23 protein-coding genes and 2 pseudogenes are annotated in these 24,654 nt (G+C 62.7%); 14 read left to right on the top strand and 11 right to left on the bottom strand.

What is annotated here, in order from left to right; all coding sequences use genetic code 11:
- The first annotated feature begins 83 nt into the window (after window positions 1-83).
- Together L0U82_RS08955 and L0U82_RS08960 are read left to right on the top strand one after the other, a co-directional pair.
- Complete coding sequence (locus L0U82_RS08955; RefSeq protein ID WP_233830136.1) at window positions 84-980, top strand: LysR family transcriptional regulator; 897 nt, start codon at window positions 84-86, stop codon at window positions 978-980.
- 171 nt (window positions 981-1,151) lie between these two features.
- Window positions 1,152-2,123, top strand: a complete 972-nt coding sequence (locus L0U82_RS08960; protein ID WP_233830138.1) for a PDR/VanB family oxidoreductase — start codon at window positions 1,152-1,154, stop codon at window positions 2,121-2,123.
- 75 nt (window positions 2,124-2,198) lie between these two features.
- On the opposite strand, the gene L0U82_RS08965 is transcribed toward L0U82_RS08960, so the two are convergent.
- From L0U82_RS08965 to L0U82_RS08975, 3 genes are all read right to left on the bottom strand, one after another.
- Window positions 2,199-2,585: a HepT-like ribonuclease domain-containing protein gene (locus L0U82_RS08965; protein ID WP_233830139.1), complete on the bottom strand. Its 387-nt coding sequence runs from the start codon at window positions 2,583-2,585 to the stop codon at window positions 2,199-2,201.
- Entirely contained in the window at window positions 2,582-2,872 is a 291-nt protein-coding gene (locus L0U82_RS08970) for a nucleotidyltransferase family protein (protein WP_233830140.1), read from the bottom strand. The genes L0U82_RS08965 and L0U82_RS08970 overlap by 4 nt, the downstream gene beginning before the upstream one ends.
- A gap of 146 nt (window positions 2,873-3,018) precedes the next feature.
- Complete coding sequence (locus L0U82_RS08975; RefSeq protein ID WP_233830141.1) at window positions 3,019-3,945, bottom strand: LysR family transcriptional regulator; 927 nt, start codon at window positions 3,943-3,945, stop codon at window positions 3,019-3,021.
- Window positions 3,946-4,106: 161 nt separating this feature from the next.
- Here L0U82_RS08975 and L0U82_RS08980 point away from each other — a divergent pair, with 161 nt between their 5' ends.
- From L0U82_RS08980 to L0U82_RS08995, 4 genes are all read left to right on the top strand, one after another.
- A complete protein-coding gene (locus tag L0U82_RS08980; RefSeq protein WP_233830142.1) occupies window positions 4,107-5,384 on the top strand; it encodes an aromatic ring-hydroxylating oxygenase subunit alpha in 1,278 nt (425 codons plus the stop codon).
- The gene (locus tag L0U82_RS08985) at window positions 5,381-5,881 is read left to right on the top strand and encodes an aromatic-ring-hydroxylating dioxygenase subunit beta (protein WP_233830143.1); all 501 of its coding nucleotides are present in this window, start codon (window positions 5,381-5,383) and stop codon (window positions 5,879-5,881) included. The genes L0U82_RS08980 and L0U82_RS08985 overlap by 4 nt, the downstream gene beginning before the upstream one ends.
- A gap of 48 nt (window positions 5,882-5,929) precedes the next feature.
- Window positions 5,930-6,316 carry a tautomerase family protein gene (locus L0U82_RS08990; RefSeq protein ID WP_233830144.1) on the top strand — a complete coding sequence of 129 codons (387 nt, stop codon included), beginning with the start codon at window positions 5,930-5,932 and terminating at the stop codon, window positions 6,314-6,316.
- Window positions 6,317-6,435: 119 nt separating this feature from the next.
- Complete coding sequence (locus L0U82_RS08995; RefSeq protein ID WP_233830145.1) at window positions 6,436-7,773, top strand: MFS transporter; 1,338 nt, start codon at window positions 6,436-6,438, stop codon at window positions 7,771-7,773.
- A gap of 66 nt (window positions 7,774-7,839) precedes the next feature.
- On the opposite strand, the gene L0U82_RS09000 is transcribed toward L0U82_RS08995, so the two are convergent.
- The gene (locus L0U82_RS09000) at window positions 7,840-9,396 is read right to left on the bottom strand and encodes a PAS domain-containing sensor histidine kinase (protein ID WP_233830147.1); all 1,557 of its coding nucleotides are present in this window, start codon (window positions 9,394-9,396) and stop codon (window positions 7,840-7,842) included.
- Window positions 9,397-9,625: 229 nt separating this feature from the next.
- Here L0U82_RS09000 and L0U82_RS09005 point away from each other — a divergent pair, with 229 nt between their 5' ends.
- The 5 genes from L0U82_RS09005 to L0U82_RS09025 are packed head-to-tail and all read left to right on the top strand — an operon-like array spanning window position 9,626 to window position 13,772.
- The gene (locus L0U82_RS09005) at window positions 9,626-10,834 is read left to right on the top strand and encodes an acyl-CoA dehydrogenase family protein (protein WP_233830148.1); all 1,209 of its coding nucleotides are present in this window, start codon (window positions 9,626-9,628) and stop codon (window positions 10,832-10,834) included.
- A 29-nt stretch (window positions 10,835-10,863) separates the two neighbouring features.
- Window positions 10,864-11,268 carry a hypothetical protein gene (locus L0U82_RS09010; RefSeq protein ID WP_233830149.1) on the top strand — a complete coding sequence of 135 codons (405 nt, stop codon included), beginning with the start codon at window positions 10,864-10,866 and terminating at the stop codon, window positions 11,266-11,268.
- A gap of 4 nt (window positions 11,269-11,272) precedes the next feature.
- Window positions 11,273-11,812, top strand: a complete 540-nt coding sequence (locus L0U82_RS09015; protein ID WP_233830150.1) for a nuclear transport factor 2 family protein — start codon at window positions 11,273-11,275, stop codon at window positions 11,810-11,812.
- A gap of 40 nt (window positions 11,813-11,852) precedes the next feature.
- Window positions 11,853-12,977, top strand: a complete 1,125-nt coding sequence (locus L0U82_RS09020) for an amidase (RefSeq protein ID WP_233830151.1) — start codon at window positions 11,853-11,855, stop codon at window positions 12,975-12,977.
- A 51-nt stretch (window positions 12,978-13,028) separates the two neighbouring features.
- Window positions 13,029-13,772 (top strand): SDR family NAD(P)-dependent oxidoreductase, encoded by a 744-nt coding sequence (locus tag L0U82_RS09025; RefSeq protein ID WP_233830152.1) that lies wholly within the window; start codon window positions 13,029-13,031, stop codon window positions 13,770-13,772.
- Window positions 13,773-13,876: 104 nt separating this feature from the next.
- Here L0U82_RS09025 and L0U82_RS09030 read toward each other — a convergent pair whose 3' ends face one another.
- A complete protein-coding gene (locus tag L0U82_RS09030; protein WP_233830153.1) occupies window positions 13,877-14,512 on the bottom strand; it encodes a response regulator transcription factor in 636 nt (211 codons plus the stop codon).
- Window positions 14,513-14,910: 398 nt separating this feature from the next.
- On the opposite strand from L0U82_RS09030, the gene hpaC reads away from it, so the two are divergent.
- A complete protein-coding gene (hpaC, locus tag L0U82_RS09035) occupies window positions 14,911-15,444 on the top strand; it encodes a 4-hydroxyphenylacetate 3-monooxygenase, reductase component (RefSeq protein WP_233830154.1) in 534 nt (177 codons plus the stop codon).
- 400 nt (window positions 15,445-15,844) lie between these two features.
- Window positions 15,845-16,783 (top strand): helix-turn-helix domain-containing protein, encoded by a 939-nt coding sequence (locus L0U82_RS09040; RefSeq protein WP_233830155.1) that lies wholly within the window; start codon window positions 15,845-15,847, stop codon window positions 16,781-16,783.
- Window positions 16,784-16,831: 48 nt separating this feature from the next.
- Here L0U82_RS09040 and L0U82_RS09045 read toward each other — a convergent pair.
- From L0U82_RS09045 to L0U82_RS09065, 5 genes and pseudogenes are all read right to left on the bottom strand, one after another.
- Window positions 16,832-16,945 (bottom strand): annotated as a pseudogene (locus tag L0U82_RS09045) (RHS repeat-associated core domain-containing protein); the annotation flags it as partial.
- Window positions 16,946-17,324: 379 nt separating this feature from the next.
- Complete coding sequence (locus tag L0U82_RS09050; protein WP_233830156.1) at window positions 17,325-17,654, bottom strand: hypothetical protein; 330 nt, start codon at window positions 17,652-17,654, stop codon at window positions 17,325-17,327.
- Window positions 17,651-18,130 (bottom strand): annotated as a pseudogene (locus L0U82_RS09055) (RHS repeat-associated core domain-containing protein); the annotation flags it as partial. The gene L0U82_RS09050 and the pseudogene L0U82_RS09055, both read right to left, overlap by 4 nt.
- A gap of 46 nt (window positions 18,131-18,176) precedes the next feature.
- Window positions 18,177-18,437 (bottom strand): Imm32 family immunity protein, encoded by a 261-nt coding sequence (locus L0U82_RS09060; protein WP_233830157.1) that lies wholly within the window; start codon window positions 18,435-18,437, stop codon window positions 18,177-18,179.
- Window positions 18,434-22,987: an RHS repeat-associated core domain-containing protein gene (locus L0U82_RS09065; protein WP_267929326.1), complete on the bottom strand. Its 4,554-nt coding sequence runs from the start codon at window positions 22,985-22,987 to the stop codon at window positions 18,434-18,436. Before L0U82_RS09065 ends, L0U82_RS09060 begins: the two co-directional genes overlap by 4 nt.
- 111 nt (window positions 22,988-23,098) lie before the next feature.
- On the opposite strand from L0U82_RS09065, the gene L0U82_RS09070 reads away from it, so the two are divergent.
- Entirely contained in the window at window positions 23,099-23,446 is a 348-nt protein-coding gene (locus L0U82_RS09070) for a hypothetical protein (RefSeq protein WP_233830158.1), read from the top strand.
- Window positions 23,447-23,719: 273 nt separating this feature from the next.
- On the opposite strand, the gene L0U82_RS09075 is transcribed toward L0U82_RS09070, so the two are convergent.
- Entirely contained in the window at window positions 23,720-24,646 is a 927-nt protein-coding gene (locus tag L0U82_RS09075) for a phosphotransferase enzyme family protein (RefSeq protein ID WP_233830159.1), read from the bottom strand.
- Between the last annotated feature and the right edge of the window lie 8 nt (window positions 24,647-24,654).

A 24,654-nucleotide genomic window follows, 5' to 3' on the forward strand; every position in this document is an offset into this window, starting at 1 on the left:
AAGTGACTTCATCGTAGGCCGCGGAAGAGCGGAGAAACAGACATCGGAAGGTGAAGCCGTCGTAACACAATTGGATATAAACCATGTTCCTTCCAGACGTTCGAACTTTCCTCGCGGTTGCGTCGGCAGGCAGTCTTTCCGCCGCCGCACGGCAGCTCAACGTCGTTCCGATGCAGGTGTCGCGGCGCATCGCCGCGCTGGAAGAAGATCTCGGCGTGCGGCTCTTTCATCGAACGACCCGATCGCTCACGCTGACCGCCGAAGGTGAGGCCTTCGTGTCTTTTGCCACCGCGATGGCCGATGCGGAGTCCGGTGCGCGCGCCGAGCTCAGCCCGTCGCAGGGGAAGGCGTCGGGGATACTTCGTGTGACGGCGCCAAGTGGGTTCGGACAATCCGTCGTGTTGCCCATGCTTGCAAGTTTGCTCGAAGCCAATCCCGAGCTTCGTATCGACCTCGACCTTTCCGATCGTCAGGTCGATATCGTCGGGCAAGGCCTCGACGTGGCCTTGCGGATTGCGCCGCTGGAGGACTCCGAGCTGGTGGCGAAGAAGATGGTTTCCAATCCTCGTCTCATTTGCGCCGCGCCAGCTTATCTGAAGAAGCACGGACGTCCTTCGACCGTTGCCGACCTCGACGATCACGCCTGTATCCGGCTGAGTGCGGTAAGACGGTGGCCGCTTATCGTCGACGGCGCGTTGATCCGCAAACAGGTGGATGCCCGCCTCACCACGACCAGCGTCGAAGCGGCGCGGACCGCCGCCATGCAAGGTCTTGGACTCGCGCAATTGACGTATTGGGATGTGTTCCGGCAGTTAGCCGACAATTCGCTGGTACAGGTTCATCTGCAGGACGCGGCCATGGAGGATTTGTCGGTCTGGGCCGTGATGCCGAGCAGGCGCTACGTACCGAACAGGGTGAATGTCTTTCTCGGCGCGCTTCAGACTCAAATCGCCGAACTCAGTGAAAGGCATCGCCGCTGACAACGCGTCTCTCCCTTTCCGATTATCAATGGCACTTATTCATCCAGCCATTTTTTATCGATTTGCCTGATCCAACGGATCGCCGTATGCTCGGTCCCAGTCTCCTCGCGCAGCGTGCGCGATCGTTATATCAAGTCCAGCATCCAGCCATTTCAGCGATCGGGTCTCACCATGCAAGCCACTCCCTTCAAGGTTCGCGTCGACGCGTTGCGTGACGAAGCACACGGCATTCGCTCGTTCAGCATCACCCGGCTCGACGGCAAACCGTTCGATGCCTATGAGCCAGGCGCGCATATCGATGTCACCGCACCGTCCGGCATCACGCGTCAGTACTCGCTGTGCGGCGACCCCGACCAGCGCGATGCGCAGTTGTTCGCGGTCAAGCGCGAGAGCACGTCGCGCGGCGGTTCGAGCTCGCTGCATGACGACGTGATGGTGGGCACCGAACTCTCGGTCGGCGCGCCGCGCAACCTGTTCCAGCTCGCTCCGGGTGCGCAGCGTCATGTACTGGTCGGCGCGGGCATCGGCATCACGCCGCTGCTGTCGATGGCTTATCGCCTCATCAAGCAGAGCGCGCCGTTCGAACTGCACTACTTCGCGCGCAGCGAGGAACACGCGGCGTTCCTGCCGCTGCTCGCGCGCGCACCGTTTGCGGCCTATGTGAAGCTGCATTTCGGTGGGGAGCCGGATGCGCTCGACGGCGTGCTGGCCACGTGTCTCGCCGATGTATCGGCCGGCACGCACGTTTATACCTGCGGGCCTTCGGCATTTATGGAGCGCGTGGTGGCGGCGGCAGAAAAGCGCCTGCCCGAAGACGCGATTCATCTCGAACGCTTCGCGGCGGAGCCGGTACAGCCCGATAGCAACGCATCGCTCGATGAGTTCGACGTGCAGGTTGCGAGCACGGGGCAAACCGTGCGCGTCGAAAAGAACACGTCGATCGTCGATGCGCTTGCATCGATCGGCATCGAGGTCGATACGTCGTGTGGCGAAGGCGTGTGCGGGACCTGCATGGTCGATGTCGTGACCGGTGAGCCGGAACATCGCGATCACTGTCTCAGCAAGGCCGAGCGCGCGAGTAATAAGGTGATCTGCTGCTGTATTTCGCGTTCGCGGTCGGCGGTGCTTGTGCTTGATCTTTGAGCGATAGCGCGAAGGCTGTTCGACTTAGCGCTGATAGATGCGAAGGCTGCTAAATTTCCGCCGACTCCAATTCGGTCACGACTGTGCCCCATCGACGTCGTGACCGTCATCGGCTGCGTCTTCGCACGCGTTGGGTAGCTGTTGCAGCAGTTGCGGGAGAGCCGTCTGCACGGTATCCCATACGACATCGAGGTTAATGTCGAAGTAGCCGTGAGCAATACGGTTGCGCATGCCGCGCATACTGCGCCACGGTATTTCGGGGTGTGCTTGCGCGAACGCGGCGTAGCCATCCATCACCTTCGTGGCTGCCTCGCCAATGATGATGAGGCTCATGACGACTGCCTGCTGGGTGCGCTTGTCGACAAGAAAGTCGTCCTTGCCCTGGTCTTCCACGAAACTGCACGCGTTCGCCGCGGCCTGTTGCATGTGGTCGAGATAATCAGAAAGCCGATTCTCGCTCATACAGGCCGTGCCTCCGCGAGTACCTTGGCCCGAAACTTTGGCGGCAAGTCTGCCGGCGTGAGCACATCGACGTGAACGCCAAGCAGCGATTCCAGTTCGTCCTGCAGTCCGCCGAGGTCAAACAGCGTCGCGCCGGGTAGCGCATCGACCAGCAGATCGAGGTCGCTGCCGTCCCGGTCGGTGCCATGCAGCACTGAACCGAAGACGCGCGGATTCGCCGCGCGAAAGCGGCCCGTCAGCTCGCGCACGGCGTTCCGCTTCATATCGAGCACGACGGACGGTCGCATGGGCATTCCCTTTGATCGAAATGGATTGATGATATTCAATCAGGAATAGCGTTTCAAGAACTGTTTCCGAAATCGCCAGGACCTGATTTCCGTGTCGTGCCGCACGCGCAAAATGGCTTTACGAGCCTATTTCAAGGCCATGCCACTCAAGGCATCGAACTATCGAACCGCTCCATGATCCCCTGAATCAGCCCGCGCATCCACGCGATCCCCTCATCCTCGTGAAAATGCTCGTGCCAGTGCATCGTCACCGCGGCCACCGGCAGCGGCACGGGCAGCGCATAGATCTGGAAGCGCTTGTCGAGATTGAACAGATGCGCGAGACGGCGCGGCAGCGTCGCATACAGATCCGTCACGGCCAGCACGTTCGGTAGCGCGACGAAGTGCGGCAATTCGAGCGCGATATTCCTTCCGACGCCCTGCGAGCGCAGCGCGTCGTCGAGCGCATGGTGACTGTGCTCGACCGATCTCACCTGCACATGCGACGCCTCGACGAATTGCGCGAGGCTGAACGTATCGCCGCGCGGCAAGCCGCGGCGCCGCCGCGTCATGCATACATAGGTTTCCTCGAACAGCAACTGGTGCCGCGTGCGCGACGTCAGTTCGGGCAGATTGCCGATCGCGAAATCGAGCCGGCTCGCGCGTAGCGCATCCTCGATCGCCTCGACCGGCAGCGGCTCGACACACACCTTGATATGCGGCGCCTCGCGATGAAGCGCCTCGCAGATCGGCGGCAAATACGCCATCTCCCCCGCATCCGACAACGACATCCTGAACGTGCGCGCGCTGACCGCCGGGTCGAAGCGCTCGGCGTAGCGCAGCGCCTCGCGCACGGTGTCGAGCGCGCGGCCGACGATCGGCGCGATTTCCAGCGCGACCGGCGTGGGCTGCATGCCCGCGCGCGTGCGGATAAAGAGCGGATCGTCGAACAGCGAGCGCAGCCGCGACAGCGAATAGCTGATCGCGGGCTGCGATAGCGCGAGCCGTTCGCCCGCCTTCGTCAGGCTGCGCTCCTCGACGATGGCCTGAAAAACCCGCAGCAGATTGAGATCGACGTGATCGAGTGACGGCATGGCTCGTGGACCTTTATCAGTCGTATTTATGTGAGGATCAATTTTAGATCGATTTGACGCATGAAGCACCACGGACGAGACTTCCATCAACGCAGCGGCGACATCGCTCGCTGTGATCTACCCACTCGCGACACGTCGCGACCACCCCGATACCGAACACCATGAGCGATACCTGGCAGACCATCGACACGAGTACGCTGCACGGCCGCGTACAGGCCGACCGCATCGCGCCTTCGCTGTACTACGATCCGGCGCTGTTCGAAGAGGAACTCGAACGCATTTTCTACAAGACGTGGATCTGGGTCGCGCACGAAAGCGAACTGCCCAAGCCGGGAGATTTCCGCACCACCACGATCGGCCGCCAGCCGGTGATCGTCGTGCGCGACAAGAACGGCACGGTCAACGTGCTGCAAAACCGCTGCCGCCATCGCGGCGCGACCGTGTGCGAAGAGCACAAGGGCAATGCGAAGGGTTTCACCTGCCCGTACCACAGCTGGTCGTACGCGCTCGACGGCACGCTGCGCGCACTGCCCTACGGCGACGGCTACGAAGGCGTCTGCGAAAAGGGCGACCTGCCGCTCGAAAAGCTGCGCGTCGGCATTTACCAGGGGCTCATCTTCGCGAGCTTCAACCAGGACATCGAGCCGCTCGAAGATTTTCTCGGCGGAGCGAAGCCGTGGATCGACCTGTTCATGAAACAGGGCGCGGGCTATCCGGTGAAGGCCAACGGCGAGCACAAGTTCAAGTTCAAGGGCAACTGGAAGATCCAGCTCGAAAACACCACGGATCTGTATCACTTCCCGGTCGTGCACAAATCGTGGATGAAGTCGATCGACGACGAAACCGCCGCGGCCATCACCAGCTTCATGACGAGCGATAAAGCGTTCTGCCGCTCGCTCGGCAACGGTCACAGCCTCGCGGTGCTGGTGCCCGAACTCGTCGATCTCGATCAGGACGACGGCGCGCCGCTGCCCGAGCGCTTCCAGCAACTGGCCGCGCAGCTCGCCGAGCGCCATACGCCCGAGGAAGTGCGCCGCATCGTGCGCTCGCTGATGGGCGTCGGCTTCAACCTGAACCTGTTCCCGAACCTCGCGCTGTCGATGGCGTTTTTCCGCGTGCTGCGGCCGATTTCCGCCGAGGAAACCGAAATTCGTCACGTTGCGCTCGCAATGGACGGCGGCCCGGACGAAGCCAACCGCGTGCGTCTGCGCATCCATGAACACTTCCAGGGCCCGTTCGGTTTCGGCAGCCCCGACGACGCCGAAGCGTGGGAGCGCGTGCAACGCGGCTCGCACGCGGGCCCCGATATTCCGATCCTCGTGAATCGCGGCCTGAACCGCGAAACGACCGCACCGAACGGCGAAAAAACCGCGCACGCAACCGACGAAACCGGCATGCGCGAAGCGTACGCGCAGTGGCGCGCGATGATGGAGGCATGATGGACGACCGAAACGCACTCAACTCGCAACAGATCTTCGACCGCGCGGTGCAATTCATCTGGCGCGAAGCCGAAATGCTCGACCGCCGCGAATACAGCGCATGGCTCGACCTGTGGGACCCGGAAGGCCACTACGTGGTGCCGATCGATCCGCATACGACCGACTTCGCCGCGACGCTGAACTATGCGTACGACGACCAGCATATGCGTGAGATGCGCGTGCAGCGCATGACCTCCGGCTATTCGGCATCGGCCACCGATGCGGCGCGCACGGTACGCACGGTGTCGCGTTTCACGCTGTCGAGCGACGCGGCCGATACGGTCGAAGTGAAGTCCGCGCAGATCATCGTTGCGTACAAGCGCGGCACGAACACGATCTTCGCGGCGGACCTCACGCATCGCATCAGTTTCGCGAGCGGCGAGCCGAAGCTGCAACAGAAAGTGATCCGTCTGATCGATTCGACCGAAGCGCTGAGCGCGATCGGTTTCCTGCTCTAAAAACAGGGGCGCGCGAGAAAACCCGCGCGCCCTTTTGCGATTCGAATCATGCCCACACTCGAAGTCTATTTACCCGCGGGACACGCGGAAGCACGCAAGGCGTCGCTGATCGGACGGCTTACCGATGCGACGGTCGAGGCGATCGGCGCGCCCGCGGCGTCCGTGCGCATTCTGCTGAGCGAACTCGCCGCAACGCATTACGGCATCGGCGGCAAGCGGGCCGCTGACGGTGCGCCGCCCGCGTTGCCGGTGATCGTCGCGATCCTGATTGCCGGGCGCACGCTCGAACAGAAAGCCGCGCTGATCGAAGCGCTGGCGAAGACGAGCGCCGACGTGCTCGATTCGCCGCTCGACGCAACGCGCGTGATCATCAAGGACATTCCGAATACCGATTTCGGTCTTGGCGGTGAGACCGCGAAATCACTCGGGCGCTAGCGCCCTTTTGCGTTTTTGCGGATTCACGTTTTTCGGCTTCACACTTTTTACCCCTGCTTTTTCACCCACGATACGCGCGAAGTCCCCACCTGATCCGCGCGACACCAGCGAGCACAACGATGCAACACGACACGCTTTCTCCCTCGGCCAAAGCGCCTCCCGCATCCGCGTCACCGGCTGCGTCGCAGACTACGCAAAGCTCGCGCACATTGCGACGGATCATCGTCGCGTCGGTGCTCGGCAACGCGCTCGAATGGTATGACTTCTTCCTGTACGGCACCGCGGCCGCGCTGATCTTCGGTCCGCTGTTCTTTCCGCTGCACGGCGATCCGTTGCTCGGCACGCTTGCCGCTTTCGCGGGCTTCGCGATCGGCTTTCTCGCGCGACCGATCGGCGGCATCGTGTTCGGCCATATCGGCGACAGACATGGCCGCAAGCGCGCGCTGGTCGTCACGCTGATGATGATGGGCGTCGCGACCTTCGGTATCGGTCTGCTGCCGACCTTCTCGCAAGCCGGCTTCCTCGCGCCGATCGCGCTGGTGTGTCTGCGCGTCGTGCAAGGCATCGCGTCCGGCGGCGAATGGGGCGGTGGCGTGCTGCTGATCAGCGAGACCGCGCCGGCTCATCGTCGCGGCTACTACGCGTCGTTCAGCCAGCTAGGCGTCGCGGGCGGCTTCGTGCTGTCGGCGGCGGCCTTCTATCTGGTGCAGCGTCTGCCGCTCGAAAGCTTCATGTCGTGGGGCTGGCGCGTGCCGTTCCTCGCGAGCGTATTGATCTTCGGCGTGGGCGTGTATATCCGCCGGCGCTTGCCGGAGAGCCGCGAATTCTCGGCCGCGCGTCCGAAGCACATGCCGGTGCTGACGGTGCTGCGCAACCATCCGAAGCAGGTGCTGCAGGCGATGGGGCTGCGCGTCGCCGAAAACGGCGGCACCTATATTTTTCTGTCGTTCGTGCTGGTGTATGGCAAGGCCGTGGGTGTGCCGGTGTCGGTGATGCTCGGCGGCGTGATGACCGCGATGCTGCTCGAACTCGTCACGATCGTGATGTGGGGCCGTCTGTCGGATTCGATCGGACGACGCCCCGTCTATATGATCGGCGCGCTCGGCCTCGTGGTGATCGCGTTTCCGGCCTTCTGGCTGATCGATACGCATCAGCCGATGTACGTGTTTTTGTCGCTCGCGCTCGGCTTGCCGTTCTGCCACGGCGCGATGATCGGCACGCAGCCCGCGCTGATGGGCGAACTCTTTCCGACCGAAGTCCGCTATTCGGGCATGGCGCTCGGCCATGAAATCGCGTCGGTGTTTTCCGGCGGACTCGCGCCGCTGGTGGCAACCGCGTTGTACGCGAAGGTGCGCGAACCGTGGCCGGTCGCGTTGATGCTGATCGCCTTCGGGCTGATCACCGCGATCACGCTCGCGACCATTCCGCGCAACACGCATGTGATGACGGATGATTGACGGATGAGCCGCGTGCCTGCCACCTGCGGCTCAATCCGGCGCTCAGCCTGCTGCCTGGTTCGGTGCTCAACCCGGCGGTTGGCCCGCGCCCGCGAGCGGCAGCGAGAAGCTGCATTCGAGGCCCCGGTTCGGCGCAGGCGTGGCCCAGATTTCGCCGCCATGCCGCGTGACGATGTTCTTGCACAACGACAGGCCGATGCCGTTGCCGCCCGCCTTCGACGACGAAAAGCCGTCGAACAGCCGGCCATGCGCGTCGATGGGCACGCCCGGGCCGTTGTCGATGACCTGCACCACCGCATGCGCGTCGCGCAGGCTCGTGACGAGCCGCAGTTCGCGGCGGCGCGGTCGCGTTGGACGTCCCGCGCCGGTCTGCGTGACGGTGGCGTGCTTATCGGCGGCATCGACCGTCTGCGCCATTTCCGCGGCCAATGCATCGATCGCATTGAACGCGAGGTTCAGCACCACCTGACCGATCAGCACGCGTTCGACGAACACCGGCAGCGGTGCACTCGCCTGCTCGATCGTCACCGTCACGTCCGCTTCGCGCGCGCGCAATTCGATGAAATACGCGGCGTCCGCGAGCACGTCGCGCAAGTCGGCGTGGGTCTCGCTCGGCTCGCGTTTGACGATGTATTCGCGCACGCTCTTGATGATGTGCGCCGCGTGTTCCGCCTGGCGTTCGGCGCTACGCAGGCCCCAGATCGTGTCTTCGACCGGCGCCTGCTGTTCGAGACGCCGGATCGCCCCTTCCAGAAAATTGCGCACGGCCGCGAGCGGCTGGCTCAGTTCGTGTGCAATCGCCGTGGCCATCTCGCCCATTGCGTTGTAACGCCCTGCGTATTCGAGCATGCGCGCTTCGGTGCGGCGCGCTTCCTCGATGCCGACTTCGTCGGAGATATCGCGAAAGTGGATCAGCAACCCATCGAGATCGTCTTCGATCACGAGCCGCCGGCAAGTGATGCGCAGCCAGCATGCGCTGCCGTCGCGCCGGATCATCCGGTAGCGGCGCGGCGACGACGGGTGCTGCGGCGGTGCGCTGCCGAGCTGTTCGGCGAGCAGTTCGCGACTGCGCTCGCCGCAGTAATCGAATATCGAGCCGGGCGTGTGATGTGCGGCGAGACCCAGCAGGCGGCGCCCCGAATCGCTGATGAACTCGACCGCGCCCGCATGCGTGAGCACCGCGACACCTTCGCTCAGATCCTGCATGAACTCGCGCAGCCGTGTTTCATAGCGCCGCAGCGCCTGGCGCACCGATTCCTCCGCGCTGATGTCGCGAAACTGCACCATCACGACCGCGCGCTCACGCAGCGGCACATAGGTCGCGATCGCCTCGGACAGCATGTCCTGCCCGGTGCGCGAGCGATAACACCATTCGTAGCCTTGCGGCCCGTCGGTGATCGATCGGTCCATTGCCGCCACCGCGATTTCGCGCTGATATTTCGGCTCCGGGCGGGTCATGTCGCGCGCCTTCAGCGGCAGCAGTTCCTCGATCGAAAACCCGAGCGCGATACACGCGGCGCGATTGGCCCAGACGATCGCTTTCGTGTCCGCATCGTGCAGCAGCACACACATCGTCAACGCATCGAGCAGGCGGCGGAAATCGTCTTCGGTGGGGTACGTCATGATCCGATCTGAGCAGAAGCTAGGTCCACGAACGATAGCATCCGCGCCCCGCGCGGCGATACTGAAGATTTCTTTAGACGCGCGGGGAACGCTACTTAAAAATGCGCGCGGCGTCCCAATTGATGCCGTTTTGTGGCTTTCTTAGACTGGGTTCCAGACTGGACGGACGCGGGCAAACGCGCCGTCCAACAACCCAAACCATGCGGTTCAGGAACTCAGGAGACACACCATGCCATCAGTTGCGACCGCCGTCGCGCCCTTCAGCGACTCTTGCGTCGATACTTACGTCACACCGCCGGCCGGCCGTCTGTCGCTCGATGAAGTCATCGACGTGGTGGCCGCGCGCCGCGAAGAATTCGAGCGGCTTTCGCACGTGCCGCGCGACGTGATCGAGCTGTTCAAGCGCGCGGGCATCTACCGTGCCGCGACACCGAAGCGCTTTGGCGGCGACGCGCGCGCGCCGGGCGAATTTCTCGAGATGATCGAGCGCATCGCGGTGGCCGACGGCTCCGCCGCGTGGGTCGCGAGCTTCGGTTCGGCCAACGTGTACCTCGCCGCGCTGCCGCTCGAAACGCAGGCGCAAATCTATGCAGGCGGTCCGGATCAGGTGTTCGCGGGTGGCCTGTTTCCGGTGCAAGCGGTGCAGGCCGTCGAAGGCGGCTGGCGCGTGAACGGCACATGGAAGTTCGCGAGCGGCTGCAAGGGCGCCGACTGGCTCGGCGTCGGCATCAGCACCGGCGATGCCGCGAATGGCGGTGGGAACAGCGGTGCCAACAAGCCGCGCACCGCGGTGTTTCGCCCCGAGCAGGTCGAGATCGTCGAGAACTGGAACGTGGTCGGCATGCAAGGTACCGGCAGTCACGACCTGCGCATGACCGAGCAGATCGTCAGCGACGACTGGACCTTCGTGCGCGGCGGCACGCCGTGCGTCGACGAGCCGTTGTATCGCTATCCGACCGTCGCCTACGCGGCCCAGGTGCTCGCGGTCGTGAACCTCGGCCTCGCGCGCGCCGCGCTCGACGTCGCGAACCATATGTCGGGTGGCCGCCGCACGACGACTGGCGCACCGCAACTCGCGGACCGCGCGTACTACCGGATCGAACTCGCGAAGGCCGAGGCGCAGTTGCGTTCGGCGCGCGCGTTCTTCTACGAATCGACCGACAGCGTGTGGCAGTCGATCCTCGCCGGCAACCCGGTCACGCCCGAGCAGGTCAGCCTGCTGCGCCTCGCCGCGACGCAGATCGCGCGCGAAGGCGCCGACGTCGTGCAGCGCGCGTATCGTCTCGGCGGCACGATGGCGATCTATCGCACGCATCCGCTGCAGCGCCTCGTGCGCGACTCGATGGTGGTCACGCAGCATGCGTTCCTCGGCGAAGGCAATTTCGACGGCGCCGGCGCGGTATTCGTCGGTGTGCCGCCCATTCCCGGTTATCTGTAACCACAACCACTTTTCAAGGAATCCATCACATGTCGGATACTTCCGCGAACCCGTCCCTGCCGCTGCGCGTGCTGTTCTGCTGCGGCGTCACGCAAAACTTCTTCGATCTGCCGCGCGAGAAGATCGGCGAAGTGTGGCAGGCGTACGGCAAGATGCTGGCCGCGATCGAAGCGATGGACGGCGTCAAGGTGCTCGGCATCATGGACGATGACCGCCTCGTGGTCGGCCAGGCAAGCGGCGCACCGTGGACCTTCTACATCATGGCCGACGTCGCGGACTTCGACACCACGGTGGCGGTCTGCAATCTGTACCGTACGACGCCGGTCGGCGAGTACAACCTGTGGCGCTACGGCAAGATCGAAGCGCGCGTGGGACGCGCGCTCGCCGTGCCGCCCGCAGTGCCGGCTGCGGTGTCGTCTGCCGCGAATGCGTGACGCCATGACGACCACCGACGCAACGCGCACGATTGCCGCGCTCGAAGCGCGCCTCGCCGCACTCGAAGGTGCCGCGGCCGCACGCCGCACGATGGCGCGCTACATGGCGCTGTGCGACGTGCCGAGCGGCGCGCTCGACGGCGAAGCGCTCGAACGCCTGTTCACCGCCGACGCGGTGTGGGAAGGCATCGGCCCGCAATACACGAGCAAGTTCGGGCGGCTCGAAGGACGCGAGGCGATCGTCGCGATGCTCGCGCGCTATCTGCCGCCCACGCCGCACTTCGCGACCAACGTGCATTTCCTGACGTCCGAGAGCATCGATATGCCGAGTCCGACGCATGCGAAGGGACGCTGGATCATGTTGCAGGCGTCTGGCTATGTCGATGAGCGCGCAGAGCTGATCGGCGCGCGGCTGGAGGTCGATTTCGTGCCCGCGCCCAATGCATCCGATACGTCGGAATGGCTGATCGCGCACTTTCGCACCGAGCGTCTGTTCGATGCGCCGTGGCGCGTGTCGCCGCGCCCTGCTCCGCTGTCCGAATGACCCGTCTCACGGAACCCAAGGAACCAAAGGAACCGAATCGATGAGCGCTTTGATCAGTAGTTTCTCGCTTGGCGGCGACGGCCCCACGATCGCCATCAAGGACACCATCGACATTGCCGGCATGCGCACGACCGGTGCCAGCCGCGCGCTCGCCGATGCCGCGCCCGCGCAACAGCATGCGCAAGTCGTGCAGTTGCTGCTCGACGCGAACTGGCGGATCGTCGGCAAGGCCAACATGCACGAACTCGCGTTCGGCATGACCGGCATCAACGACTACACCGGCACGCCGGTCAATCCGCAGGACGCGACGCGCATTCCGGGCGGCTCATCCAGCGGCTCGGCTTCGGCAGTCGGCCTCGGGCTCGCGGATGCGGCGCTCGGCACCGATACCGGAGGCTCGATTCGCGGCCCCGCCGCGTGCTGCGGCGTGACCGGCCTGAAGCCGACGTTCGGTCGCGTGTCGCGGCGCGGCGTCGCGCCCGCTGAATCGACGCTCGATTGCGTCGGTCCATTCGCGCGCGAGATGCGGATGATCGTCGACACGATGGCCGTGATCGCGCCGGGATTCGATCGCGACGCCGCGTTGAAACAGGTGGCGACATGCCGCGTCGGCGTCGCGAATGTCGATGCGCAAGCGGCTTTGCTCACCGCGGTCGCACGCGCGCCGCAGCGCGCGGGTTTTACGTCACAGGCCATCGAACTCACGGGCCTCATCGAGGCATTCCAGGCGGGCATCGCGATCATCAACGCGGAAACGTATGCCGCGTTCGGTCATCTCGTCGATAGCGGCAAGCTCGGCGCCGATCTCGACGCGCGTTTGCGCGCCGCTTTGGCGACGACGCCGGAGCAGTTGAGCGCGGCCGAGCGCGTGCGCCGCAGCTTCACCGAGGCGGTCGATCGCGCGCTCGATAGTGTCGATGTGATCGTGATGCCGACGCTGCCCGCATTGCCGATCACGCTCGATGAAGCGCGGCGCGGCGTGCCGGTGATTGCGATGTCATCGCTGATTCGGCCGTTCAATCTCAGTGGTCATCCGGCGTTGAGCCTGCCGCTGCCGCTCGACGGTACGCCGTTGAAAGCCGGCCTGCAGATCATCGGACGCCATGGCGCCGACGAGCAGGTGTGCGCGGCTGCGGCCGCGTTTGAAGCTGCGCTTGCTGGCTGAACCACGCGGCGGATCGAGTCCGCTGAAATTCTCCAAGGAATACACAACCCTATGTCCAGCAGAGTCGTTCTCGTTACCGGCGCGGCGCGCGGCCTCGGTGCCGTTATCGCCGCGCGTTTTCATGCAGCCGGCTACTGTGTCGCGCTCGGCGACATCGCCATCGAAGCGGCCAACGTAGTTGCGCGCGAGTTGAGCGCCGCCGGGTCGAGCGCGTTCGCGCTGAAGCTCGATGTCACGTCGAAGCAGGATTTCGTCGATGCGCGCGATGCGATCGTCGCGCGCTGGGGCCGCATCGATGCGCTCGTCAACAACGCGGGGGCATCGAAAGTCGTGCCGGTGATGGACATCACCGCCGAGCAGTTCGATCAGGTCATCGACGTCAACCTGCGCAGTGTGCTGTTCGGCTGCCAGGTCTTCGGCCGGCACTTCGCGAATCAGCGCGAAGGACGCATCGTCAACATCGCGTCGCTTGCCGGCCAGAACGGCGGCTCCGCGACCGGCGCGCACTATGCGGCGGCCAAGGGCGGCGCGATTACGCTGACGAAGGTATTCGCGCGAGACCTCGCCGCCTCGGGCGTGACGGTCAATGCGATCTCGCCGGGACCGCTCGATTTGCCGATCGTGCACGAAAGCGTGCCCGCGGAAAAACTCGCGGCGGTAATCGCGAATATTCCAGCGGGACGTCTGGGTGCCGCCGATTACATCGCCGATGCCGCCGTTCTGCTCGCGTCAGGCAATGCGTATTTCGCCAACGGCGCGTGCTGGGACATCAATGGCGGCCTGTATATGCGGTAACGCGTGAGTTGCTGCCCGCGCGCTACGCGCGGGCCTTTGATGCGACACGGCACAAGCATCGCCGGTGCGCGTACGTCCATGGGCGCACGCGCATACACCCATTTTTACGGCGTATTCGTCGGCGCGTCCTGATCCCATACCGCCATCACGTCGCGCACGAGCGTCGCGATCGATGCGACGCCGAGCTTGTCCTTGATGCTCGCGCGATGCACGTCGACCGTCTTCACGCTGATATCGAGGTCCGCCGCGATGCGCTTGCTGCCCTTGCCGTCGATCACGCCACGCAGCACCTCGTTCTCGCGCGCGGTCAGCGAGTTGAGACGCTTGCGCAGATCGCGCCGCTTCTGGTCGGCCGCATGACGCTGCGTGGCGAGCTTCATCGCGCGTTGCACGCGATCGAGCATCTGCTGCGAGTTATAGGGCTTTTCGACGAAATCGATCGCGCCGTTCTGCAGCGCGCGCACCGACATCGGAATATCGCCGTGGCCGCTGACGAAAATGGTCGGCAACGTTGCGCCGCGACGGTTCAGTTCCGTCTGCACATCGAAGCCGCCTGTCTCCGGCATGCGCACGTCGAGCACCAGGCATGCGGGGATGTCCGGATCGAAGGCGCGCAGGAAGTCGCTTGCGCTGGCAAAGCCTTCCGACTTGACGCCGACCGACTCCAGCAACCATGCCAACGAGGTGCGCATGCCGTTGTCGTCGTCGACGATATAGACGACCGGCGCGGGTAAAGTCACTTGCTCTGTCTCCGTTCTGGTTATGTGCAAAATGCGTGCGAAACACGTGCGAGACACGTACAAAACGCGCGCGAGACGAGCGTTGTGCAGCCTCGTTTGATCGTCGCGTTATCGCAGTTTAAATTTAATCATAACCAGGCGAAAAAGCCCTGAAAAGCGGTGCCGCGTAGTATTTGCGCGGTAATTTCCCCAGGCGTGTCCGCGGTGCTCGCGTGCCTCCTGGTGAAACCTTTAGACGACTCGGGAGCGACGCCAGCGCGCGGGCGATTCGCGACAATTTTTTTCGCGCGATGCTTGCCGTACGCTTGAATCATCGTTGGCGCGGCTCACGAAGTGTCTGTGATGTGAGACGAACGCCGATATCCAGGAAGGCAATGCCACTGCACGGAACAACACCCATGTCCAATTCATCTAGTGCGACCCCGCTTCCGGTGAGCGATGAGCGCAAGCAATTTCGCCAGGCGATGGCGCATCTGTCGGCGGCCGTCAACGTGATCACGACAGCCGGGCCGTTCGGCCGTTGCGGCATTACCGCAAGCGCCGTGTGTTCGGTGACGGATTCGCCGCCGACGCTGCTGGTTTGCCTGAACCGTTCCAGCGCGATGCACACCGTGTTCGCGGGCAATCGCCACATCTGCGTGAACGTGCTGCCCGGCGAACACGAACTGCTCGCGAAGCACTTTGCGGGGCTCACGCAACTGCCGATGGACGCGCGCTTCGATCTGCCGGTGTGGGACGAAGGCGAACACGGCGTGCCGGTGCTGCGCGATGCGCTCGCGAGCTTGCAGGGAGAGATCGTCGAGTGCAAGGACGTCGGCTCGCACTCGGTCATCTTCGTGGAGGCTACGCAGATTCGCGTGCGCAGCGATGGCGATGGGCTCGTGTACTTCGATCGCAATTTCCATCGGCTCGCGCGGCTGTGCGCTGCGTAGACGTGAAGCCTCGCGCGTGCTGGTGAAACCTTTAGTTCGATGAGGACATTCACTATTCACGCTACCGCTCGCACGCATGGTTTGCTCGCGCGCTCACGGGTACCCTGCTCCTGAAGTGCTATGCGTCACATACGCTGTCGGGCAGCGAAGTCTGGGTGATTCGTCAGAAGAAAAAGCGCTTCATAGCAGGCTTCACGAGCGAAAAGCCGCCGGCGGTGCCGCTCGATATAGGTCGAAAAACCACAAGGAGACATCCCCCGCCGGCAAGCCAGGGCCATCCCCGACTTGCCAACCGGCATGGCGCGCTGCATCCTTCGCAGCAAATTAACCGACTCACTGGTCGGTGAAAAGAGGCCAGGCTTCACGCCCCCCGATCGATTTCGCGATTTATCCCACCAGCATGCAGCTCGAGAATCACACCCTTACCGACGCCGGCGAACACGCGGCGCTGCTTTCCGGCTGGGAACAGCAGTATTTTCAGCTCGACTGCGGGCAATTTCATGGTCGGCTTCAGCAAATCGGCGTGGACGGCATCCACGTGTTTTATGAATCGGTGAATCGCCGTATCGTGCAACAGGGCAGCACGCCGAGCGACATGCTGGTGTTCGGCGTCGTGCTCGATGCGAACTCGCCGGTGACTTTCGCGGACCGTTCCGTCACTGCCGATTCGATGATCTGCGCGCGAGCCAACCGCGAGTTCGTGCTGCATTTCCCGGGCGAAACCGCGTTGCTCGGCGTCGGCGTGAGGCAGCCGTTCCTCGACGAACATCCGGAACTGGCTGCGCGTCTCGAAAGCTACATATCGGGCAAGAGCTCGGTGATTCCACTCGCGCTCAGCGCGCGCGAACAGTTCATCGCGCTGTGGCGCCACGTTACCGACGAAGCGTTTGCGCTGAACCAGTTCGCGCAGCCGGATCTCGCGCAGCGCTGCGTATCGGCGCAGATTCTCGACATGCTCGACTCGCTGGTCGAGAGCGACAGCCGCGACGCAAAGGCCGACATCACGTGGATGTCGCATAGCGACGTGGTGGCACGCGCCCACGACATGATCGTCGCGCGGCCGCTGGAACCGGTGACCGTGCAGGAACTGTGCGAAGCGCTGCGAATCAGCCGCCGCACCGTGCAGACGAGTTTCCGTCTCGTGACCGGCAAATCGCCGGTCGAATATATGCGCGCGATCCGTCTGAATCACGTGCGCCAGTTGCTGCGCAAATCGCCGTCCACCGAGCTGACCGTGCGCGATGCGGCGCAACGGTGGGGCTTTTTTCACTCGGGGCACTTTACGCAGGACTATCGGGATCTGTTCGATGCGATGCCGTCGGATAATCGGCCGCGGTGATGGGGTGGGTTGTTGTGCGTGCGGATCAAGTCCTAACGGGTCGATTCAAGCGACCGGATTGGGTGCATACGCATAAACGTTAATCCCACCCGCCAGCCCGATCGGATCGCGACTGATGAACCACCCGAATTGAGGATTGTGGTACCGCCGCAGGTTGTAATGCCACTACGTCTCAAATGCGTCGCTCAGCGAGTGAGCACTACAAGCAACCTCCTCCGCGTCGAATGATTGCTCCTCAGTATGTTGTCCGCGTTCGCTGTAATAGACCAACCAACATAGTTTTCCACGAGGCAAAGAGCTTCGTCCTTGTCACTTTCAACGCAATAACTGTCCCGTGGGGCGGACAGCGAATCTAGTACGTTCTGCAGTTCTTGCCTATTCAGCACACGTCCTTTTTAAATGACTCGCTTCTACTAAGCTACCGACGGACCTAGCCACTATGTCGCGAGCGCAGTGCACTTTGTGAGCCGCAAGGGGGCAATCCATCACGTGGGATTGGGCGCATGAGCATACAAAGGGCCTCGTTGCATAGCAGCCCTCGTTAGTTCTCGCCTTTGATACGAAACGCCTCTTTGAGCGTTACTTCATCGTCAATATCCCCATCTTCGAAACATCTGACTGGCCTACCTTCCAGTGCGTCCTGCAACAAGCGATACAAACATGGCGATCTAAAATTAACCTTCAGCCACAACGACTTCTCGTCTTCCTGCATCAAGCAGGCGTCATACTCTGCCGAGCTTTTAAGCTCGCTATCCTTTAAACATATCTCTTGTCCTTGCCCCCTAATGCATGCAGCACTTGCTCTCAATACATCCATAACATGCCGCGCTGAAGACACATCAGTAAATATCAACCGATATTCGTAGCTCATGATCCGTGTGGCCTTCCTCGAACTGCTGGTAGATCCGCAGGGTTTCGGATGCCGATGTGCGTTTCATTCGGATCTAACGACACTATCCCTCGATCATTAAGCTGATTTCCTGAGGGATCCTCTTTGTGAACATATGCATTATTGCCAGATTTGTACGAGCACGGGTGCTTGTTTCCATACTTGTGCACCCGGACCTCTGAGCTATCGGCATGTTTCCACGTCTGGTTCACACTATTGTCTTTTGTTTTCGAAAAACCGCCATCGATCAATACTGACCCTACCCCTAAAACACTTTGACCTTTCACACGCGGCAAATCTGAGGCTGCTGACAATCCGAGCGGGTCGATCCATTCGATAGGATTCAGCGCATACGCATAGCCGTTAATCCCACCCGCCAGCCCGATCGGATTCCTGCTGATAAACCTTCCAGCATCGGGATCATGGTACCGATGCCGGTTGTAATGCAGCGCCGTCTCGCGATACAGCTAGATAAGCGAGCAACACCAACGTATTTCTATCCAGTCAATTGTTGTCCAACTTAACTTTCTCTTGATTGATCGCGATTACATCGACGTGGTTTTTATACGAGAAGTTCGCAATCGAATCTTGAAGATGCATGTGTTCAACATCGTTAGCATCCATTTCGTAAGCCGCATTAATCAAAAAAACTCCGAGTGCGCGGATGACCTCAGCATTCGCAAGGATGGAAATTTCATCCAGCTTCAGCGATTTATCACTACCTTCGGTCGTTCCCCAAATCTTCAATTCACCAAGTTCTGTCATAGATCGAATCCTTTGTCACGCAAGTAGTCTTTCTCTGTTCGCGTCAGTCCGGAGACATCTCCGCGTGATCCGTGGCTCTGGCTACCATCCTTGTTTACAACGATCTCCTGCTTTCGAGATTTACATTGGCAATGAGCGTGGACCTGTTGGTTAGTATTTTCCACGTGTGGCGGATCAATTCTTATCTGACCGTTTCCGACGTCAGTCCACTGTCCAGACCGAGCCAGTCCGAGCGGATCGACCCAAGTAACCGGGTTCGGCGCATACGCATAAACATTAATCCCACCTGCCAGCCCGATAGGATCCCTGCTGATGAACCGCCCGGCGTCCGGATCATAGTACCGATGCCGGTTATAGTGCAGTCCCGTCTCTTCATCATAATACTGCCCCTGAAACCGGATCGGGTTGACCGTCCTGCCCGGGTTGGGCTTCTCCTGCCAGACCTTCGTCCCTTTCTTCACCGCCCCCCAGGCCCTGTACCGCCCGATCCACACCACCTTGCCTGAATCATTGACGATCTCCTGCGGTGTCCCGAGATGATCGTTCAGATAGAACAGCGTCGTGTGTGTAGTCTTCGCCGGCACCCGCACCGCGCGGCCATCGGTACCCGTTGCCAGATACGCGGGCTCGACCAGCTTTTCGTCGAGACGCGCGAGCGGCACGAACGTGCCCGGCTCGTGCAGGTAGAGCGACACGCCCTGCCATGCGACATCCAGCGCATGCGCGCGCTGCGCCACCGGCAGCGAATACGCGTCTTCCGGATCCTCCCGCACCATCGACGCGAGTGCCGGTTCGGGCGCCACCGGACGCGACCACGCCGGTTTCTGCGGCGTACGGGTAAAACGCTCCTCGATCAGCAGCACATCGCCGTCCCACACGAACACCGTGATGTCCGTGTTGCCATCGGGCTGCATCACCTCCTTGACCGTGCGACGGCCGAATGCGTCGTACCGGTATGTCGCCGTCAGCTCGGGAACCGTTCTGCCGATGTATGTCCGGTGGCGGTGGTGCGCATCCGTGCCGTGCTGGTCCGTCGTATCCTCGGGCGTCTTCGCATAGCGACTCGCCTCGACGAGCCGGTTCGACAGGTCGTAGCGATAGACCCACGTCGGTCCACCCCAGTCGATCCGGCGGATCAGGTTGCCCCGCTCGTCGTAGTGATAGCGCGTGTGCTCCAGTTCCTTCAGCAGGTTATCGAGGCACTTCGGCAGCCTGCGTTCGTACTCCGCCATCAGCGCGTCTTCACGGTTCGCGCGTTCGTCCGGACGGGTTCCCATGTAGTACTGCCGGCCCGGATTGGCCGCTTCCCACTGCGCCTGCTCGCGGGTGTGACGCGCGACGCGTTCGGCGAACGTCTCCACTTCGGGTCTTACCGGCACCTTCTCCGGATCAACACGGTTGCCGGCCCGGTCGTAGGCGAACGTCTCCGTCAGGTCAGGCGTTACCGCTTCCAGCAGACGGCCCACCGGGTCATAACCGTACGACGTCGCGCCGCGCAGATCATCGTCGATATGTGTCAGGTGGCCCTGCGGGCCATAGCGATAGCGGCGCCCGGACAGACGCGTGGGAGTCTCCGTTGCAGCTGGCTGTGAGTGCGACTGCGCCTGTGGTTGCGACAGCGATGGCGAAGGCGATGGCGCCAGTTGCGCGATCTGCTTCAGCAGCCGCCCGGCCGGATCGTATTCCCGCCGGGCGCTGAACGCCCGGTGCGTCCGCGTGGTCTCGCGATGCAGCCTGTCTCGCTCAAAGTCGAGCAGCGGCTCGCCATTGACCATCACGCCATGCACGTGCCCCGAACCATAGCGTAGCCAGTCGATCTTCAGCGTGTTCGGCAGTTGCGTGCGGGTCCGGTTGCCCAGCGCGTCATACCCATGCCGCGTCACGACCACGTACGGACCAGCGGATTCAGTCCGCAGATGCTGTTCTTCGGCAATCAGGTTGCCGGCGTCGTCGTAATGGAACACCACCCGGCTGCCAGACGTCTGCGCCGCCGTGAGCCGTCCGTGCAGGTCGTAGTAGAACTGCTCGTGGCAGTCCGCGTGCTCCACGCCTGCTTTACGGACGATGCGCTCCTTCAGCCGCCCCAAGGCGTCGCGGGTAAAAAGCGTTTCGACGTCACCTTCGCGCGAGGCGATACGGAACCCCGCCTCATCGTATTCGTGCCGTACCGTCTTCCCGTCGAAGCCGGTCTGCTCAATGAGTTGCCCGATCGCGTCGTATTTAAAACTCGTGGCGCTGCCGTTCTCGTTGATGAGCTTCACCAGTCGCCACTGATCGTCGTACCGGTACATCACCGTATGGCCGGCCGCGTCCTCGCGTGAGACCGGATGCCTGTCCATCTTCCAGGCAAAGCGGGTGACCTGCATCGCGCCATCGATATGCGCCACCACGTTGCCTTCGCCGTCGTACTGGAAGGATTCCGCTGTGCCATCCGGATAGGTCACCTTCACGAGCCGCCCCAGCGCATCGTGCTGGTAGGCCGTTTCCGCGTCTTCGGCGTCGATCCGCCTGAGCAGGTGGCCGAGCGCGTCGTACTGATAGCGGGTCGCATACCCGGAGCAGTCAGTAGCCTGCAGCAGACGCCCGGCTGCATCGTACGAGAAGCGCCGCACACCGCCTTTGGGATCGGTCAGCGAAACAAGGCGTCCGGCGTCGTTCCACGCGTACTGCGTGGTCCGGCCGGCTTCGTCTGTCACCGACACCGGTCGACCCAGCGGATCGTAGGCGGTGATGGTGGTCTGTCCGGCTGGCCCGGTCACCTTCACCGGCAGACCGTGCGCATCGTATTCGGTAAGTGTTTTGCGGCCCACCGCATCCGTCTCGGCGACGATGCGCCCCTGCGCGTCGTAGTCGAAACGGCGCATGCGGCCCGCCGCATCGCGGATGCCAGTGATGTTGTGGTTCGCGTCCCACTCGTACGATTCGCCCGTGCCGTCCGCGCGCTCGACCCGCACGATCCGGTTGTCGCGGTCGTAGCGGTAGAACGTCACGTTGCCCGCGGCATCGGTGACCTTCGTGAACCAGTGCTCACGGTGGTACTCGAAGCGCGTTTCCTCGAGGATTTTGCGGCTGTTCAGGCGATCCGCGCCGGGGTAACGGATGTATGTGCGCACGCATTGCGCGCTGGCAGGGGCAGCCAGCCCGTCCGGTTTGCCCGGCCAGTGCCAGTCGAGATGCACGGCGTAACTGTTGAAGTCCGTATAGCGCGTGAGCAGGTGATCGCGATAGTCGTAGCCGCGCACCTGGTCCAGCGCGTCGTGATGGGCGAGCAGATCGCCGGTGTCGTCATAGCGGTACGTCGCGAGCAGGCTGGAGTTCCGGCCCTGGCCGTCGATGCGGTGGATTGCACTCACGCGGCCATTGCGGTAGGTCAGGCGGATCGATGTATCGTGGCCGTCACTGATGGAAACGAGCTGACCCGCTTCGTTATAGGCAAGGGTATGACCAAGGCCATCGCGCCCGAGCCGGCACTGCAGCCGGTAGCGTGGGCCCGCGAGGACATAGGTTTCGCGGCTGCCGTCCGGATAGCCGAGGAAGATCGTCTTTGCATCCGGCCGCGCCACTGAAAAGTGCTCGGTGGGCACGTCAACCGCTTCGCCCACCGCAACAGCCGGCAGCGGCACCGCGCGGTTCTCCGCATCGAAGAAGACCAGCGTCCCGTCCCCACGCACTTCGAGCGACAGGTGAAACGCACTGCTCCAACGCGCACCGAGCGGACTGGTGTCGTACGCATCGAGGCTTGAGCGGTACAGCCGCGACCACACGATCGGCACGATGCCGTCGACGACGAAATCGGTCTGCGCCAGGTTCTCGTCGCCTGTCGCGTAGTCGATCGGCCGCTCGCTGATCCGGTTTGCCGATGGCAGCAGACAGTGGCAGGCAGCGGGTAACTGGCTTGCCTGGGCACCCGTCTGGTAGTGCCCGATATGCGCGGCGCCCTTGACATCCGGCTCATGCGCCGGCCCCGGGCCGCGTTCGACAACGTGCGACGCGTGATGACGCCGCGCCTCGAATGCCCGCGCGATCTGCGCGGCCATGGCCAGCAGCGTGCCGGTCTGCTCCGCGGCGCCGAACGCCTGATCCAGCATTCCATTACTGTCGCGCTCGAACTGCGCGAGCCATCCCAGCAGCACGTCGCGCACCGGCTCGTCGCTGCCGGGCAGCGTGACGGCCAGCAGTTCGTCCACCGCATGGACCATGACGGTCTCGCCATCGGGCAGCCAAGACCAGAACCCCTGATCCTTCTTTCCTTCGATCGCGCGTTGCTGGGCCAGAACGCCAGGCGGATTCGCGATGAAGGAACGTAACCCCTGGACCGTCTGTGACACCCATCTGCGGATATCGTCCTTCCGGCGCGCCATGTGCTGGTCGAGCTGCGTCAGATAGTCCTTTGCGTTGCCCTGGGCGGCGCCCCACAGCATGTCGAGCGCGGTCGCCGGAATCATGCCTTTCACGAAACCGATCGCAATGTCCTTCATCACGGTGCGCACCGGCACGGGCACCTCATTGCCACCCGGCACCACGCCGATCGCATCGATCGCGAGGATCATCCAGTTCGACACATCGGTTGCAGCGCCCTGCACCGAGCAGATGCGGTACAGATCGATCGCGACGTCCCTGAGCGAGAGCGCATTACCGACGCCTGGCACCATGTACAGGCATTGCACGAAGACTTCGAGGCCGTGGTTCTCGACCGCGTCGATGCCTTTCTGGATGACGAGGCGTGCCGTAGACGGTTGGCCCGGCACACTGCTCTGTACAAGGCGCCGGTTCTGCGCGTTGAGTCTGACCGCGGCGGGGGACTGGACAATCAGCGCACCATGCTGCGCGGGCGTGGTTTCAGAAGTCATCAGGCAAAGAGGTTCTGTTATTCGAAGGACTGGGCAACAGTCGCGGCAATCGCACCATCACTCATGCTCGGCACGGATGCACTGGACGCACCGGACACATCAGCGCTCTGCGTGCTCATCGCACTATTGGCCGGATCCTTGAACCACCACCAGGCGTGAACAGATGTCACAGGCCCAGCATTTTCAGATCAGATCTCGCGTATCAAATCCAGCAGGTCCCGCCTTCCATGAGCAACCACGAGCTGATCGACCCGACCATTCAGCCAGCAGTGTTCAACAGAATTAAATTGAGACGTGCAAATCTTGACAAGAAATAACCTTCGCTTCGCCTTTTTACTTTTATTCATTTTCAAGACAATCGATCAGGTAATAAAAAACGGCATTAAGCCAGAGCGCACCCTGCCCTAACGCCGCTTCTCAACACCCCCACACTCACCGACTCCCCAAATACTCCTCAACCGCCGACACCGCATAATCGATCAGCACCGGCGTCAGCGTCTTCGCCGTATCCGTATGCTTTCTCCGATGCACCCACCCAAGATAGGTCGTGCCGCGCGCGGCCATAAAAAGTGGTAGACGTCGCAACTGCGCGTCACCAAGCGGACGATGCTCGCGATAGCCGGTAACGAATGCCTCCATCGCCGTATCGAAGTACGGTTCGCCGCGGATGAAATAAAGCGACGTCGCGACGTCGAACAGATGCCAGCCGAAGCCCGCGTCATCGAAATCGATCACGCGCACGCTTCCTCCGTCCACCAGCACGTTTTCCGGCACCAGGTCCGCGTGGATCAGCCCGAACTGCGCGCTGTCCTTGCCATACGCGGCGAGGTCGCTCCGGATCGCGTCGCGGGCCCGCTCGAACAGGCGCCGTTGCGACACACTCAATGGCTCGAGCTCCCAGAAACGCCCCCACAACGGCTCGTCGCCCGCGAGGCCCTGCTCGCACCAGCTATGCCGCTGGAACCCCTCAGGCGCCCGCCACGTGCTCGTATGGTTGTGCATCCGCGCCGCGATACCGCCCAACGTGCAGTAACGCTGCGCGATATCGCCGTCGCCGCCGTCGAGTCCCGATTCGAGCGCGCCGAGCTGACGCCCGTCGATCCATTCGAGCACATCGATCTGCCGCCCCGCCGGCAGCTCATCTGTGTGCACGCGCTCGAATGGGTGCCCTGCCCGCGACTTCATCACGCGTGGCACCTCGATGCCGGCGCCCGCGAGCGCATGCATCCATTCGAATTCCGAGTGCAGCGCCGCGTCGTCGTGATAGCCGAGCCGGTGAATACGCAGTACCGCGCGCCGACCGTCGCGCGTATCCACGCGAAACACCGCGTTCTCGCGAATCTTGATCGGCGCGATCATCGGGTCGC

This window comes from Paraburkholderia sp. ZP32-5 (assembly GCF_021390495.1).
Taxonomy (GTDB): Bacteria; Pseudomonadota; Gammaproteobacteria; order Burkholderiales; family Burkholderiaceae; genus Paraburkholderia.

Excerpts from the sequence above, each read along its gene's own strand:
- L0U82_RS08955 (WP_233830136.1), top strand. The coding sequence starts at position 84 with ATGTTCCTTCCAGACGTTCGAACTTTCCTCGCGGTTGCGTCGGCAGGC.
- L0U82_RS08960 (WP_233830138.1), top strand. The coding sequence starts at position 1,152 with ATGCAAGCCACTCCCTTCAAGGTTCGCGTCGACGCGTTGCGTGACGAA.
- L0U82_RS08965 (WP_233830139.1), bottom strand. The coding sequence starts at position 2,585 with ATGAGCGAGAATCGGCTTTCTGATTATCTCGACCACATGCAACAGGCC.
- L0U82_RS08970 (WP_233830140.1), bottom strand. The coding sequence starts at position 2,872 with ATGCGACCGTCCGTCGTGCTCGATATGAAGCGGAACGCCGTGCGCGAG.
- L0U82_RS08975 (WP_233830141.1), bottom strand. The coding sequence starts at position 3,945 with ATGCCGTCACTCGATCACGTCGATCTCAATCTGCTGCGGGTTTTTCAG.
- L0U82_RS08980 (WP_233830142.1), top strand. The coding sequence starts at position 4,107 with ATGAGCGATACCTGGCAGACCATCGACACGAGTACGCTGCACGGCCGC.
- L0U82_RS08985 (WP_233830143.1), top strand. The coding sequence starts at position 5,381 with ATGATGGACGACCGAAACGCACTCAACTCGCAACAGATCTTCGACCGC.
- L0U82_RS08990 (WP_233830144.1), top strand. The coding sequence starts at position 5,930 with ATGCCCACACTCGAAGTCTATTTACCCGCGGGACACGCGGAAGCACGC.
- L0U82_RS08995 (WP_233830145.1), top strand. The coding sequence starts at position 6,436 with ATGCAACACGACACGCTTTCTCCCTCGGCCAAAGCGCCTCCCGCATCC.
- L0U82_RS09000 (WP_233830147.1), bottom strand. The coding sequence starts at position 9,396 with ATGACGTACCCCACCGAAGACGATTTCCGCCGCCTGCTCGATGCGTTG.
- L0U82_RS09005 (WP_233830148.1), top strand. The coding sequence starts at position 9,626 with ATGCCATCAGTTGCGACCGCCGTCGCGCCCTTCAGCGACTCTTGCGTC.
- L0U82_RS09010 (WP_233830149.1), top strand. The coding sequence starts at position 10,864 with ATGTCGGATACTTCCGCGAACCCGTCCCTGCCGCTGCGCGTGCTGTTC.
- L0U82_RS09015 (WP_233830150.1), top strand. The coding sequence starts at position 11,273 with ATGACGACCACCGACGCAACGCGCACGATTGCCGCGCTCGAAGCGCGC.
- L0U82_RS09020 (WP_233830151.1), top strand. The coding sequence starts at position 11,853 with ATGAGCGCTTTGATCAGTAGTTTCTCGCTTGGCGGCGACGGCCCCACG.
- L0U82_RS09025 (WP_233830152.1), top strand. The coding sequence starts at position 13,029 with ATGTCCAGCAGAGTCGTTCTCGTTACCGGCGCGGCGCGCGGCCTCGGT.
- hpaC (WP_233830154.1), top strand. The coding sequence starts at position 14,911 with ATGTCCAATTCATCTAGTGCGACCCCGCTTCCGGTGAGCGATGAGCGC.
- L0U82_RS09040 (WP_233830155.1), top strand. The coding sequence starts at position 15,845 with ATGCAGCTCGAGAATCACACCCTTACCGACGCCGGCGAACACGCGGCG.
- L0U82_RS09050 (WP_233830156.1), bottom strand. The coding sequence starts at position 17,654 with ATGAGCTACGAATATCGGTTGATATTTACTGATGTGTCTTCAGCGCGG.
- L0U82_RS09060 (WP_233830157.1), bottom strand. The coding sequence starts at position 18,437 with ATGACAGAACTTGGTGAATTGAAGATTTGGGGAACGACCGAAGGTAGT.
- L0U82_RS09065 (WP_267929326.1), bottom strand. The coding sequence starts at position 22,987 with ATGATCCTCGCGATCGATGCGATCGGCGTGGTGCCGGGTGGCAATGAG.
- L0U82_RS09075 (WP_233830159.1), bottom strand. The coding sequence starts at position 24,646 with ATGATCGCGCCGATCAAGATTCGCGAGAACGCGGTGTTTCGCGTGGAT.